Raw genomic sequence first — 13948 nt, 5'->3', positions numbered from 1 at the left:
GCTCGGCAGGCCCTGGGGTAGGCAAGGATGTCGAGTCATGAGGGGGTCCGCGACGGTGCCGAAGCGCACGCTCGTCGCCTTTCACGCGCATCCCGACGACGAAGCCCTCTTGACCGCGGGCACGATGGCCAAGGCGGCCGCCCAGGGCCACCGGGTGGTCCTTGCGCTGGCCACCGACGGCGGTCAGGGGCTGGCGGCCAGTGACTTTCACGACGGCCCGGGCCTGGGGTCGCGCCGCCTGGACGAGGCCCGGGCCAGTGCAGCCGCCCTCGGCGTGGCGCGGGTGGTCTGGCTCGGATACGCCGATTCGGGGATGGGCGGGCCGGTGCCCCCGCCCACCGGGGACCGGGTGCCCTTCGTTGCCGCCCCCCTGGACGAGGCCGCCCGGCGGCTAGCGTCCCTGCTGGCCGAGGAGCGTGCCGACGTCCTGCTTTCGTATGATGCCCGCGGGGGGTACGGCCATCGCGACCACGTGCGCGTCCACGAGGTCGGGGCGGCTGCGGCTGCGCTGTCCGGGACGCCGGTGCTGGAGGCCACGATCCCCCGAGACCTACTCGCTGCGGCGGTCCGGGCCTCCGCCCGGGTCTACCGCTACCCCCCGGAGTTCGACATCCACGCGTTCACCACGGCATACAGTCCGCGGCGCGACATCACGCACCGCATCGACGTGATCCGGTATGCCGCCGCGAAGCGCGCCTCGATGCGAGCTCACGCCTCGCAGGCCAGCGCTGATGGTGCGGATCGCACGCTGGCGGCCTTCTTGCGGATTCCGCGGCCGGCCTACGACCTGATCTTCGGGCGGGAATGGTTCCGGGATCCCGCGCTGCCCCTGGGTGCGCCGATCCGGCGCGGCATCTTCGCGGGGCTGGGATGACCGCGAGCGCTGACGCCAGTCGGCGGATCGGAGCGCGTCAGGTGCTCCAGTTCATCGGTGGGTTCGCCTTGGCCGGGGCGCTCCTGGGGTGGGGGCTGCCCCATTTTGCCAAGACCTCCTGGCCGGCGATCTGGTCCGTCATCGGCACGGTCTCGGCCTGGCAGTCGCTCGGGTTCGTCGCGCTCGTGGTCACCGGGCTCGGTGCCTACACCTTCACCCTGACCGGGTCGATGCCCGGCCTGAGCCACCTTCGTGCGCTGATCGTCAACGTCTGTGGGTCGTCGGTCAGCAATTTGCTGCCCGCGGGCGGCGCGCTGGGGATGGCGGCGACCTTCACGATCTGCCGCTCCTGGGGTTTCACCCGCCGGGCCGTCTCGACATCGATCATCGTCTCAGCCGTCTGGAACACCCTGTTCCGCATTGCGCTGCCCCTGATCGCCATCGTCCTGCTGACCCTCGGGCGGGCCGAGATGCCTCGCATCATGCGCGACGCCGCAGTCGCCGCGGTGGCCAGCGGCGCAGCCATCGTCGCGGTCTTCATCGCGGTGCTCGCCTCCGGTCGGGCAGCAACCACGGTCGGGCGGGGCGTGGACCGGATGCTGCGGCCGCTGACCCGGCGCAGGCCGCGATCGATGAGCGTCGATGCACTGGTCACCGATTTGCGCGCGCAGATCATCGACGTGGTGCGGACCGGGTGGTTCCCGATGACCATGGGCCTGGTCGGCTATTTCGCCTTCTACTACCTGGTCTTCTTGGCGATCATGCGCACGACCGGCGTTGAGTTGTTCCACGGCGAACTCTTCGCGGCATTCGCCATCGGCCGCCTACTGACCGCCGTCGGGATCACCCCTGGCGGCGTCGGCGTGACCGAGACCGGCACCGCTGCCGCCCTGGTGGCCTGGGGGGCCGCGCCGGCCGAAGCGACGGCGGCCGTGGTGCTCTTCTCGATCTTCACCCACCTGCTCGAAGTGCCCCTCGGCGCGATCGGCTGGCTGGCCTGGTCGATGATGCCCAAGACACCGGCGCCCGATGACGAGCCCGCCCCTAGCGTGCCCTGAGGCGACCGACTGCTCACCCCGTTGTCGAAGACCCGGCGAGGGCCCAGTCGTTGTTGCCGCGTTCGGCGCATGGGCGCCTGTCAGCCCACGAGGCGGGCCACCTGGCGGGTGTGGGCTTCGTCGGCCAAGGTGTCGTCCAACTCCCCCGGCCTGAAGGCCGCCCCGGTGGCGAGGGGAACGGCATACGCCAAGAGGGCGTCGGCGAAGCACGGATTGGCCGGGATGATCGGGCCGTGGAGGTAGGTGCCGAAGACATTGCCGGTGCGGGCACCCTCGGTGCCGTCCTCGCCGTTGTTGCCGAAACCGGAGCGCACCCGGCCGAAGGCAGCCTGGCCGCCGGCGAGCCGCGTCAACCCGGAGTGGTTCTCGTAGCCGACGACATCACCGAAGTCGGTGCTCATCACCACGGGTCCGATCATCCGCTTCGGATTGCCCTGGGTCGTCACGTCCAGGATGCCCAGCCCGGGCAGGCGCTTGCCGTCCACGGTGACGAAAGCGTTGCCGAAGAGTTGGTACATCCCGCAGATCATCAGCATCGGCGTCCCACCGGCGGCGAGCTCGGTCAGCCGTGGCCCGATCGCCTCCAGGTCCGCCTCCACGCGCGCCTGACCGGAGTCCTGTCCGCCGCCGCCGAGCACGAGGTGCGCCTGCTCGGGGAACACCGCCCCCGGATGGTGGTTGTGCACCACCGGCGTATACCCGTGCCGCGTCAGCCGCGCACTCAGTGCACGCGTGTTACCCAGGTCGCCGTAGATGCTCATCTCGCGCGGATAGAGATGGACGACGTGGACCTCGCCCTTGCTCATCGCGTGCCTCCCTCGCTGCCGCTCATCCGCCCGTATGCCGTGGCGCCGCTCATCCGCCCTCCTCGCCGAACGCCGGCAAGTCGTAGCGTGCCGCGAGGATCCGGCGCAGCGTCATCATCGCGGTGTAGGTGCAAAAGATCCGGGTCGGCACGCCCACGTGTCCGGCGAGGAAACGATCGAGTGCCGCCCCCAGGTCGGGCTCGACAGCGGCGACGGGGACATCGTCATACTGCAAGCGCAGCGCCATGTCGTAGGCCCGCACACCCGAGGTGAGCGCAACGCCCGCCGAGCGCAGACTCTCGAAAGAGACGTCATAGAGCCAGGAGACGTCGCGCCCGTCGGCGTAGTTGTCGTTGATCGCGATCATCGTCGCCACCGGCGTCGTGCCATAGGTCGACAGGGCGACGGTGAAGCCCGCGGGATTCTTGACCAGGACGAGTTCGAGCGGCGTGCCGTCGATATCGATGACCTCGCCCCGCCCGAAGGGTGCGGTCACGCCGGCCAGGGCCGTGGCGGCCACGCCGGCATCGAATGTCGCGCCCAGGAGCTGCCGGGCCATCGCCGTGGCCGCGGTCGCATTGATCATCGCGGCGAGCCCACGCTGCTTCAGTTCCACCGGCCCGACCAGCCCGCCGCTCCCGTCGGGCCCGACGACGATGTCGAAGCGACGCTCGTCACGCGGCCGCAGAAGGACGTCGTCGGCGTCCGGGGGCGAGACGACGAAGTCGTCGTCGGCGCGGGTGTCTTGCTCCTGTAACTCCCCGAGCCGGTCGGCGATCGAGGCATCCAGACCGAACCGGCCGATTCGCACCGAGTCCGCCAGCGTGCCCTCGATCCGGGCGACGAAGGAGTCGTCGCGATTGAGCACCACTCCCGTGCTCGTGCGCGCCGCCAGGTCGGCGAGCAGCCGGGCCGTATGGTCGATCTCCGCAAACCGGTCGAGTTGGTCGCGAGCGACATTCAGCAGCAGCGCATGCGTGGGCGTGACGGCGGCGGCGAACTTCAAGGCATGCGCCTCGTCCAACTCCAGGACGGCGGTATCGGCGCTCAACCGCCCCCGCACGCCGATCTCGCCGAGCAGCGCGGAGATCACGCCCCGCGTGAAATTGCTGCCCGTCGGGTTGGTGAACACCGTGCGTCCGTGGGCGCGCAGCAGCGCCACGAGCATGCGGGTCGTCGTGGTCTTGCCATTGGTGCCGGTCACAACGACGATGCCGCCGGGCAAGGATCCGAGGGCGTGTCCGAGGATGCCCGGATCCATCCGCTCGGCCACCAGGCCCGGCAGGGCCGACCCACCGCCGCGGCGCTTGGCCGTCGCACGGGCCGCCTTGCCGGCGGCGATCGCGGCGGACGTGCGCACCGCCCGGAGGCCGGCCGCGAAGGTGGATCGCCGGTCGCCGGCGACGGATTGCCCGCGAAGCGCGGCAGGGCGCGGCATACGGACGCGGTCAGGCACCAGCGGCTCCATCCAGTTCGGCATTGACATCGCTGGCATACCGGCCGGAGCGCTCCTGGCCCGACATGGCACCGATGGCGTCGGTGACGGCGTCGGTGATCGCCCGCAGCAGCGCGGCCTTGCGGAACTGCTCCCGCAGCGGCGCGATGTCGATGGCCGGCCCGAACTCCACGGTGATCTTGGCCGGCCGCGGGATGGTGACATCCGGCGGCTGCAGCTTCGCGGTGCCCGTCAAAGCGCACGGGATGATCGGTGCCCCGGTGCTCAAGGCAAGGCGGGCGACCCCGGTGCGCCCGCGGTGGAGTCGACCGTCGCGCGACCGCGTCCCCTCGGGGTAGATGCCGAAGGCCCCACCTTCGGCCAGCACCCGCTCGGCGATGTGCAGCGACTCCGCGGCCGCGCGCGCGTCCGAGCGCTCCACCGGAATGGTGCCGAAGGAACGGAACCACGAGCGCATGAAGGCCCCCTTGACCCCCGTGCCCTGGAAGTACTCCGCCTTGCCCAGGAAGCTCACCCGCCGGCCCGAAGCCAGCGGGATGACCATCGAGTCGCTGAACGAGAGGTGGTTGCTGGCGATGATCGCCGGGCTGCCCGCCGGCGGAACGTGCTCGCGCCCCTTGATCGTCGGGCGGGCGAGGGCATAGAAGGCCGGGCCGATCACCACCCACCGCATGAAGGCATCGAGGACGACATTGCTGTCACCGATGTGCTGGTCGACTGGATCGAGGTCCGAGTTCACGCCTGCTTCCCCCCTGTAGGCGGATTGCGGAAGATCCGCCGATCGGCGACCAGCGAGATCGCGCCCAGCCCGAGGCCGGTGACCACGGCCATGACAGCCACCGAGCCGTAGACGAGCGCATTCGCCTTTGAACCCGGCATCGGTGCCATGCCCAACCGGTGCAGGACATAGGCACCGATGAACGCACCGACCACGGCCAGCGCCGTGTTGCCGACGCCCCGGTCGAAGCCGGCAGCCCGCACCCGGGGCCGGTCGACCCAGTGCGCTCCGACGACCAGCGCCAGCACCGACCAGATGACCACGACCGCCACCGCGGCAAGCACATCACCGGGCCGGTGCCAGCGCTCGGCCACGGTCCCGATCCCGGCCCCGCCGGCGACCAGGCCACCGACGAAGCACGCCAGCGGCCGCAGCACCCGCGGGACCGCGATGATCAAGACGGCCGCCATCGACAGGGCAGCGGTCGTATGCCCGCTCGGCATCGACACCGGCAGGTCGAGCCCACCCGGGCTGCGGGTGAGGTATTCGGTCTTGAGCAGTTGGGTCGTCTGGTTCGCCCCGACGACGAGAAGCGGCAGACCGATGGCCACCCGCCAGTGCCGGCCCAGCAAGGCAATGACCATGGCCGCCGCCGTGATCAGAGCCATCGGCAGGACGCGAATCTCGCTCAGCAGCACCTCGATCCGGCCGGCGTGGAAGCGATCGACCCGGAAGGACCGCACCACGTCCTCGTCGAGGATCTGGCCCGCGCGCGTTTTCAGCCCCACGACGACGACGATCGCGAGCAAGAGCAGGCCGCCGACCAGCAGCCAGCAGATGTCGGCAATATCGCGGATCGCCGAGCGACGTGCGGGCACCTCGCTCATTCCCACTCGATCGTGCCCGGAGGCTTGCTCGTCACATCCAGGGTGACCCGGTTGACGCCGTCGACCTCATTCGTGATACGGGTCGAGATGGTGGCGAGCACGTCATAGGGCAGCCGGGTCCAGTCGGCCGTCATGGCGTCCTCCGAGGACACCGGCCGCAGCACGATGGGGTGACCGTAGGTGCGTCCGTCGCCCTGCACGCCGACCGAGCGGACGTCGGCGAGCAGGACCACCGGGCACTGCCAGATGGTCCGGTCCAGACCCGCCGCGGTCAACTCGTGCCGGGCGATCTGGTCGGCAGCCCGCAGGGTCGCGAGATTCTCGGCCGTGACCTCGCCGACGATCCGGATGCCCAGGCCCGGGCCGGGGAACGGCTGGCGCCACACGATGGCCTCGGGCACGCCGAGTTCGAGGCCGACTTTGCGGACCTCGTCCTTGAACAGATCGCGCAGCGGCTCGACCAGCGCGAACTGCAGGTCGTCCGGCAGGCCGCCGACATTGTGGTGGCTCTTGATATTGGCAGTCCCGGTGCCACCACCGGACTCCACGACGTCGGGGTAGAGCGTGCCCTGGACGAGGAATTCGACCGGGTGGCCCTCGGCTGCGGCCTCGCCGACGACATCGCGCGCGGCCTGCTCGAAGACCCGGATGAACTCACGCCCGATGATCTTGCGCTTCTCCTCGGGGTCGCGCACGCCGGCGAGCGCGGTCAGGAACCGCTCACGGGCATCGACGACGACCAGGTGCACACCGGTGGACGCAACGAATTCGCGCTCGACCGCCTCGGCCTCGCCCTCGCGCAAGAGCCCGTGGTCGACGAAGACGCAGGTCAGCCGGTCACCGACGGCCTTGTGGACGAGGGCCGCGGCGACGGAGGAGTCGACGCCGCCGGAGAGCGCGCAGAGCACGCGCTTGTCGCCGACGGTCGCGCGGATCGCCTCCACTTGCTCGTCGATGACGCTCGCGGCATCCCAGTCGGGCGCCAGCCCCGCGCCTGAGTAGAGGAAGTTCTCCAGCACCTCCTGGCCAAAGGTGGAGTGCACGACCTCGGGGTGCCACTGCACGCCGTAAAGCCGGCGCACGTCGTCCTCGAAGGCCGCGACGGGCGCGCCCGCGGTGGTGGCAGTGACCGTCATGCCCTCGGGGGCGACCGACACGCTGTCGCCGTGGCTCATCCATACGGACTGCTCGCGGGGTTGGCCGTGGAAAAGGGTCGAATGTGGCCCGTCGCGGCGCATCGTGGTCTGGCCGTACTCGCGCAAGCCGGTGCGCGCGACCGTGCCGCCGAGAGCGGCGGCCATCGCCTGGAAGCCGTAACACATCCCGAATACCGGTATGCCGGCCGCCAGCAGGGCGGCGTCGAGGCTGGGTGCGCCGTCGGCGTAGACCGACGACGGTCCGCCGGAGAGGATGATCGCCGCGGGGTCGCGGGCGATCAGGTCCTCGACGGTGGCCGTATGCGGGACCACCTCGCTGTAGATCCTCGCCTCCCGGACGCGCCGCGCGATCAGCTGGGCGTACTGGGCGCCGTAGTCGACGACGAGGACGGGTCGGCGCGTGCTGGTCACGGCGCCGATGCTACTTGGGGACGTGCGAACTCTGCGGCAACCTTCCGCTCCACGACGAAGGAGAGGAAGGGCACGCAGCCGGCCAGCATGACCCCGACCATCTTCGGCAGCGACCAGCCCGCCTTGAAGCCGAGATTGGCCGTCGCGGCGAGATAGATCATGTAGAGGAAGCCGTGCGGCTGCGGCCACCAGGCCAGCGGGTTGGCCCGGTTGCCGGGGTCGCCATTCCAGTGCAGGAGGTACTGGAAGACCATCTCCACCACCAGGATGAGCAGGCCCACGCCGACGATGAGCGCCATGACCGTGAAAAAGCGCAGCGCGGTGGCGAGCTTGGCGGCATCTCTGCTTTGGGGGTTTGCGGTCATGGCTCCTGCGTCAGGGTCGGTGCGCCGCCGGGTGGCGGCGCGAGAAGTGTGAGGTCCCGGCGTTGCCGGGCGTCTTGCTGGACCATCTTGATCCACAAGAAGAAGGCGAAGGCGGCAAAGACCCACCACTGAAGCGCGTAGGCCGCATTGCGACCCTTCAGCCCGGTGTCCGGCCGCGGTGGGGGGATGCGCTCGAGCGCGCCGGGCCGGTCAGCGGCCTGCGGGTCATTGGCGGGTGCCTCGCGCTGGGCGAAGCCGAAGGCGTTATAGATCGCGCCGGGCCAGATGTTGACCAGGCGGGCCAGGTCGACCGACCCGAGTTGGCCGGCCGGATAGCTCTCGGTGGTCGGAGACTCGCCCGGCGCCAGCGAGGCGACGACCGTGGTCTCTCCCGTGGGCGGTGCCGGGGCGGCGGGCACGCTACCGCCGGCTGCCGGCGGCAGCCAGCCACGAACGACCGGGAAGACCACGCCGGTCGCGCTCTCGGTCATCGGCGTGAGCAGCCAGTAGCCGTCGCGGCCCGCGAGGAGGCGAGCGGGGATGAGGAGCTGACCCTCGGCATACGTGCCGGTGACGATGGCGAGGCGGGCGTTCGCGGCGGCCGGGAAGGGCGCATGCGGTGAGAGCAAGGTCGCGAGGGCAACCGGCGGCTGCGCGCGGGCCTTGGCCATCTCCTCGGCCCGGGCCTTGTCCTGGGCGACACCGAGTTGCCAGCGGCCGAGTTGGGTGAAGGCGACGATGATCAGGACCACCAGCGCCAGCAGCGCGAGCCACTTGGGCTTGAGGGCGGTCCGGAGCACCCCGACAGGGTATGTCGCCCGCCTGGCTGCCCACCTGGTGACCCCGCCAGGGTGGCCGGCGGCGACCCGTCAGCCCTTGAGCTTGGAGTCGTCGAAGACGATCAACGAGCCGCCATAGCAGGCCACCCAGACCTGCTTCTTGGTGGGTTCGTAGGTGATGCCGATGGGCGAGGCGTCCGTGGTCACGGTCTGCAGGATGTGCATATCGGAGGTGCGGATCTTGCTCATCGAGGCCGAGCCGTAGTTGACGACATAGATGGCCAGCCCATCACTGGAGATCGCCATCGAGCGGGGCTCGCTCGCCGTCTTGACGGTGGCGAGCACCGCGCCCGTAGCCCGGTCGATCTTGGCGACCGTCCCCGAGGTGTTATTGGTGACGTAGATGAACTTGCCGTCCGGGCTCATGACCAGGTGTCGGGGGCCGTTGCCTGGCTCCGCGAAGGTCGAGACGGCCTTGGTGGCGAGGTCGACGGCGACGATGCGCTGGGAGCCCATGAGCGCGACATACGCGGTCCGGGAGTCGGGCGAGACAACGATGCCGCGGGGGTACTTGCCGCCCAGGTCGATCCGGGCCGTTTCCTTGGTGGTCGTGGCGTCGATGACCGACAGGCTCCACGAGCACCAGTTACTGACGAGGACCTTGCTCGCGTCGGGGGTGATCGCGACATACTTCGGGACCGCCCCCACCGGCACCACGGCATCGACGGCCAGGGTCGAGGTGTTGACCCGATAGGCGTATGACGTGTCGGTCCCGTCGCCCTTGCGGCACGAGTCGAGGCCCTCGGGGCCGAAGCCGCTGCCGTACATGGAGTAGTTGGACACCCACGCAGACTTGCCGTCCGGGGTGAAGGCCGCCTCGACGGGCGCGCCCTTGGACACGCCCGGGTGGCCGGTGATCCCGAAATCGCTGAGCGTCACCGAGTCCGGGATCGTCTTGAGCAGTGCCCCGTCGGCGCGGAAGACGCTGATCGAGTGGTGATACATCATGTTCTGCGCCAAGAGCAGGCCGCCCGGGCCGGCGACGATGGACTTCGGCGACATCGACTGCGAGGCCATCCGCATGGTGCGGACCAGGCTCGTGGCGTCGGACGCGCCAGCGGTGCCCTGCTTTGCCTCGGGGCTGGGGGCCGGCGCGGGGATCTCGGGGGTGACCGGCGCGATCGCAGCGGGCTTGACCGGGGCGCTCGTCGTGACGCCCGGCTTGGCGTCGGAAGCGCTGAACAGGCCGCCGACGAAGCCGACGAGGGCCTTGACGGCGAACCAGATCGTCGTCAGCAAGGTGAGCAGGATGATCAGTGCGATGGTCCGGCGCAGGGCGTAGTTGGGGCGCGTGGCCGGCGGGCGACGTCGGGTAGCGCCGGGTGGCGCTGGTCGGCGCGGGCCCTGCGGGCCGTGGGGTCCCCCGCCTCCTCCACCGCCACCGCCCGGCCCGGCGGTGCGGGGCGTGCCGGTGACCGTAGCGGGGGCACCGAGGTCGTCGGCAGTCGGGAGGTCAGGGTCCGCCGGCAGCGTGCGGCTGCGCTGGGGGGTCGTCGCGCGGGCGGTGGCTCCGGCGCTGGGAGTGCGGCCGGCAGCGGCGGTGGAGGCGCCGGCATACGGCAATCCCGCGGGCGGCGGTGCCGACTGCGGCGGTGTCGGCTCGTTCGGCAACGGCATCGTCACCCGGCCAGATTAGGTGGGCCTTGGCGTGGGGACGGGGAGCCACGCCCGCACTGCGGAGGCGGAAAATCGGTTTCGTGTGCGGGGTGGCCACGCGTACCGTGATCGGTCGTTATGTTCTCGCACGTGTTGAATCCCGGCTCACCGCCGACGACCACGCCGTTTGCCTTCCTGCTCTGGGGCGCACGGTTGCAGTGGCGCACCCTGGTGGCCGGCATGGTCTGCGGGATCGTGTGGATGACGGCGATCGGGCTGGTGCCGGCGGCGATCGGCAGGGGCATCGACGACGGCCTGGTGCCGGGTGACCGCGGCGAGCTCGTGCGCTGGTCGCTCATCCTGACCGGGTTGTCGCTCGTAATCGCCCTCTCGGGATCGATCCGGCACTGGTTCGCCGTGCAGAACTGGCTCGACGGCGCCTTTCGTGTGGTCGTGGTGACGGATGAGGCGGTCACCACCCGGGGGCAGGAGATTGCTCGGAGCTTCCCCGCCGGTGACGTGGTCAGCGTGACGACGACCGATATGGAGCGGGTCGGGCATGTCTACGACACCACCGCCCGGTGCTCCGGGGCGATCGTCAGTTTCGCAGTCGTCGGGGTGCTTCTGCTGCGGGCTTCGGTGTCGACCGGCCTGGTGGTCCTGCTCGGTGCGCCCGTGCTCTTGGCGATGCTGTCCCTCATCATCCGGCCGCTGCAACGGCGTCAGGCCGAGCAACGCGAGGAGTCCGGGCGGCTGACGACGCTCGGCACCGACACCGTTGCGGGACTCCGGATTCTGCGCGGCATCGGTGGCGAGGCCGAGTTCGTGGGCCGGTATGCCGTTCAATCCCAGCGGGTGCGCCAGGCGGGTGTGCGCGTGGCCGGGTACCAGGCGGCGCTGGATGCCAGCCAGACCTTGCTGCCGGGCTTGTTCGTCGTACTCGTGGTGTGGACCGGGGCGCGGGCGGTCGTGCGGGGCGACCTGACGACCGGCGAGTTGGTGGCGTTCTACGGCTACGCGACCTTCATGACCTTCCCGCTGCGGACGGTGACCGAGATGGTCGAGCACGTGATCCGCTTCCGGGTCGCCGCCACCAAGATCATGGCCATCCTGCGGGTCCCGAGCGATCATCCGGCCGTCGCCGGGGAGGGGTCCTTGGAGACAGCCGCCGATGGCGATCTGGTGGATCCGGTCAGTGGGGCCGTCTTCACCCGCGGCGCGCTGACGGCCGTGGTCAGTGCCCGGCCCGAGGACTCGGTCGCACTGGCCGGGCGGCTGGGGCGGTTGGGGCCGGGAGCGGCGGGGCCGGGCAAGGCTGCGGCGGGCGCGGGCGGCGTTGAAGCCACGGCATACGGCGCGGGACCCACGCTCGGTGGCCGGACATTGGCCGACCTGCCGATCGACGTGGTCCGACGCACGGTGGTCGTCAACGATCCGGAGGCGCGCCTGTTCAGCGGGAGCCTGCGCGCGCAGTTGCGGGCCGGGCGGCCCGCCGACGACACCACGCTCGTCCGGGCCTTAGGCACTGCGCACGCGACCGAGATCCTTCACTCGCTCCCCGACGGCCTCGACACGATCGTGGAGGAGAAGGGCCGGGGCTTCTCCGGCGGTCAGCGGCAGCGGCTCGGTTTGGCCCGGGCGTTAGCGATCGACCCTCCGGTGCTGGTGCTCATCGAGCCGACGAGCGCGGTCGATGCGCACACCGAGGCTCGCATCGCCGAGGAGCTGGCGCGTCACCGGCGCGGCCGGACGACCGTCGTCGCCACCGTCTCCCCCCTAGTGCTACACCACACCGACCGCGTGATTCTGCTCGTCGACGGCCGTGCCGTGGCGAGCGGCACGCACGCCGAGTTGCTGTCCGGCAACACGGCCTACCGCGACATCGTGATCCGAGGAGGTGACGACCGATGACCGACCTGCTGACCGACCACCACGCCGCCGCCAGCGACGCTCACGAGACCGGGCCCGGCCGCCTCTTCAGCCCGAAGCGGCACCCGAGCCCCACTGCGGCCCAACTGGATCCGCACCGACGGACGCTCCCGGTGGCCGAGCCCGCCGTGGTCTGGCGACACACCAAGACGGTGTTGGGCCATCACCGGCGCGAGCTGTCCGCAGTGCTCGTGCTGCATGCGTTGGCCGCCGTCGCGGCACTCGTGCTGCCTCTGCTCATCGGCCGCCTGGTCGATGCGCTGGTCACCGGCACGACGGCCGACCGCGTGGATCGGCTGGTGGGTTTGCTGCTGGTGACCGTGCTCGTGCAGACCGGGCTGACCTGGTGGGCACGGCGCGCAAGCTTCGTCTTCGGCGAGAGTCTCTTCGCCGACATGCGCGAGCGATTCATCGACCGGGCCAGCCGGCTGCCGCTGTCGACGCTAGAGCGGGCGGGCACCGGCGACCTGGTTGCTCGGACGACGAACGACGTCGAATCCCTCTCGTGGGCAGCGCGATTCGGTTTGCCGTCGATCTTCGTCGCCTCGGTGACGGTTGTGCTGACGATCGGCGCGATGCTCTGGGTTTCACCGCTCGGCGCACTTGCGCTGTTGGCGGCCGTGCCCTTCGCCTGGCCCGCGACCCGGTGGTATCTCCGGCGCGCGCGCCGCGGCTACCTCTGGGAGCGGTCCAAGTGGGCGGTGCTCAACGGCCTGGCGGCCGAGTCGGTCGAGGCCGCCCGGACGATCGACGCGCTCGACCTTGGGCGCGAGCGGCACGCGCGACTGGTGGATGCGGTCGAGCAGACCTATGCCGCGGAGAAGTACACGCGCTGGCTACGGATGTGGTGGTACGTGCCGACCGAGTTCTCCTATGTCGTGCCGACCGCTGTTGCACTCGCGTGGTGCGGGTGGCTCGTGCACGGCGAGTCGCTGACCATCGGCGCGGCCACAACGATCATTCTCTACATCCGGCAACTGGTCGATCCGTTCGATGAGCTGATCAGCTGGCTGGACGAGATCCAGGTCGCGGCGACGTCACTGGCCCGGATCATCGGCGTCGAGGAAGTCCCGGACGACCGCGTCGCGACCGGCGCCGTGCCAGCCGGCAACGACCTGTCGGCGCACGACGTGCGCTTCGGCTATCACGCGAATCTCGAGGTGCTGCATGGGGTTTCGCTCGATCTGCGGCCCGGTGAACGGCTGGCGATCGTCGGCCCGTCGGGTGCCGGCAAGTCGACCCTTGGGCGGCTGCTCGCCGGGATCGACGGGCCGACTTCGGGCTCGGTGACGGTTGGCGGTGTGCCTTTGATGGAGTTGTCGATGGACACCTTGCGCAGCGAGGTCGCGCTGGTGACCCAGGAGCATCACGTCTTCGTCGGGACGCTGCGGGACAACCTCCTGCTGGCCCGGCCGTCGGCGAGCGATGCGGATCTGACCGCGGCCCTCGCGTCGGTGGATGCGCTGGAGTGGGCCGAAGGGCTGCCCGAGGGGCTGTCCACGACGGTCGGGAGCGGCGGGCACCCGTTGTCGGAGCCCCAGAGTCAGCAGTTGGCGCTCGCCCGGCTCGTCCTTGCCGACCCGCACACTCTGGTGCTGGACGAGGCGACCTCACTGCTCGACCCACGCGCCGCGCGGCACCTGGAACGGTCGCTGGCATCCGTGGTCGCGGACCGCACGGTCGTCGCGATCGCCCACCGCCTGCATACGGCACACGATGCCGACCGAGTGGCGGTCGTCGAAGACGGCCGGATCAGCGAGCTCGGCTCCCACGACGAACTGCTGACCGCGGGCGGCCCCTACGCCGCGCTCTGGCGCTCCTGGCGCGCCGAAGGCTGACGCCCAACGGCCGG

At 70.5% G+C, this 13948-nt stretch carries 12 protein-coding genes; 4 read left to right on the top strand and 8 right to left on the bottom strand.

Annotation, left to right across the window (positions count from 1 at the left end):
• Positions 1-37 precede the first annotated feature (37 nt).
• Together ABD209_RS18765 and ABD209_RS18760 are read left to right on the top strand one after the other, a co-directional pair.
• Positions 38-874, top strand: coding sequence for a PIG-L deacetylase family protein (locus tag ABD209_RS18765; protein WP_344069327.1), 837 nt, complete (start codon positions 38-40; stop codon positions 872-874).
• Positions 875-915: 41 nt separating this feature from the next.
• A complete protein-coding gene (locus tag ABD209_RS18760; RefSeq protein WP_344069324.1) occupies positions 916-1932 on the top strand; it encodes a lysylphosphatidylglycerol synthase domain-containing protein in 1017 nt (338 codons plus the stop codon).
• An 80-nt stretch (positions 1933-2012) separates the two neighbouring features.
• Here the strand turns inward: ABD209_RS18760 and ABD209_RS18755 are convergent, their stop codons facing one another.
• The 8 genes from ABD209_RS18755 to ABD209_RS18720 all read right to left on the bottom strand — a co-directional run bounded on the left by ABD209_RS18755 (position 2013) and on the right by ABD209_RS18720 (position 10188).
• Positions 2013-2738, bottom strand: a complete 726-nt coding sequence (locus ABD209_RS18755) for a type 1 glutamine amidotransferase (protein ID WP_344069321.1) — start codon at positions 2736-2738, stop codon at positions 2013-2015.
• Positions 2739-2787: 49 nt separating this feature from the next.
• Positions 2788-4194, bottom strand: a complete 1407-nt coding sequence (locus ABD209_RS18750) for a MurT ligase domain-containing protein (protein ID WP_344069318.1) — start codon at positions 4192-4194, stop codon at positions 2788-2790.
• On the bottom strand, positions 4187-4933 hold the full coding sequence (locus tag ABD209_RS18745) for a lysophospholipid acyltransferase family protein (RefSeq protein ID WP_344069315.1): 747 nt from the start codon (positions 4931-4933) through the stop codon (positions 4187-4189). The genes ABD209_RS18750 and ABD209_RS18745 overlap by 8 nt, the downstream gene beginning before the upstream one ends.
• Positions 4930-5799 (bottom strand): phosphatase PAP2 family protein, encoded by an 870-nt coding sequence (locus tag ABD209_RS18740; RefSeq protein WP_344069312.1) that lies wholly within the window; start codon positions 5797-5799, stop codon positions 4930-4932. The genes ABD209_RS18745 and ABD209_RS18740 overlap by 4 nt, the downstream gene beginning before the upstream one ends.
• Positions 5796-7367, bottom strand: a complete 1572-nt coding sequence (gene guaA / locus ABD209_RS18735; RefSeq protein WP_344069309.1) for a glutamine-hydrolyzing GMP synthase — start codon at positions 7365-7367, stop codon at positions 5796-5798. Before guaA ends, ABD209_RS18740 begins: the two co-directional genes overlap by 4 nt.
• Positions 7364-7732 carry a DUF3817 domain-containing protein gene (locus tag ABD209_RS18730; RefSeq protein ID WP_344069306.1) on the bottom strand — a complete coding sequence of 123 codons (369 nt, stop codon included), beginning with the start codon at positions 7730-7732 and terminating at the stop codon, positions 7364-7366. The genes guaA and ABD209_RS18730 overlap by 4 nt, the downstream gene beginning before the upstream one ends.
• Positions 7729-8532 (bottom strand): SURF1 family protein, encoded by an 804-nt coding sequence (locus ABD209_RS18725; protein ID WP_344069303.1) that lies wholly within the window; start codon positions 8530-8532, stop codon positions 7729-7731. Before ABD209_RS18725 ends, ABD209_RS18730 begins: the two co-directional genes overlap by 4 nt.
• 69 nt (positions 8533-8601) lie before the next feature.
• Positions 8602-10188 (bottom strand): YncE family protein, encoded by a 1587-nt coding sequence (locus ABD209_RS18720; RefSeq protein ID WP_344069482.1) that lies wholly within the window; start codon positions 10186-10188, stop codon positions 8602-8604.
• A gap of 129 nt (positions 10189-10317) precedes the next feature.
• Here ABD209_RS18720 and ABD209_RS18715 point away from each other — a divergent pair, with 129 nt between their 5' ends.
• Positions 10318-12078 (top strand): ABC transporter ATP-binding protein, encoded by a 1761-nt coding sequence (locus ABD209_RS18715; protein WP_344069300.1) that lies wholly within the window; start codon positions 10318-10320, stop codon positions 12076-12078.
• Positions 12075-13934, top strand: a complete 1860-nt coding sequence (locus ABD209_RS18710) for an ABC transporter ATP-binding protein (RefSeq protein WP_344069297.1) — start codon at positions 12075-12077, stop codon at positions 13932-13934. Before ABD209_RS18715 ends, ABD209_RS18710 begins: the two co-directional genes overlap by 4 nt.
• Positions 13935-13948 lie beyond the last annotated feature (14 nt).

It is taken from the genome of Nostocoides vanveenii (genome assembly GCF_039531165.1).
GTDB classification, from domain to species: Bacteria; Actinomycetota; Actinomycetes; order Actinomycetales; family Dermatophilaceae; genus Nostocoides_A; species Nostocoides_A vanveenii.
Note: the sequence above shows the minus strand (reverse complement) of the source record. Positions and strands in the feature narration are given on the sequence as shown.

Coding starts and splice junctions, on each gene's coding strand:
- ABD209_RS18720 (WP_344069482.1), bottom strand. CDS start 10,188: ATGCCGTTGCCGAACGAGCCGACACCGCCGCAGTCGGCACCGCCGCCC.
- ABD209_RS18710 (WP_344069297.1), top strand. CDS start 12,075: ATGACCGACCTGCTGACCGACCACCACGCCGCCGCCAGCGACGCTCAC.
- ABD209_RS18765 (WP_344069327.1), top strand. CDS start 38: ATGAGGGGGTCCGCGACGGTGCCGAAGCGCACGCTCGTCGCCTTTCAC.
- ABD209_RS18755 (WP_344069321.1), bottom strand. CDS start 2,738: ATGAGCAAGGGCGAGGTCCACGTCGTCCATCTCTATCCGCGCGAGATG.
- ABD209_RS18740 (WP_344069312.1), bottom strand. CDS start 5,799: ATGAGCGAGGTGCCCGCACGTCGCTCGGCGATCCGCGATATTGCCGAC.
- ABD209_RS18730 (WP_344069306.1), bottom strand. CDS start 7,732: ATGACCGCAAACCCCCAAAGCAGAGATGCCGCCAAGCTCGCCACCGCG.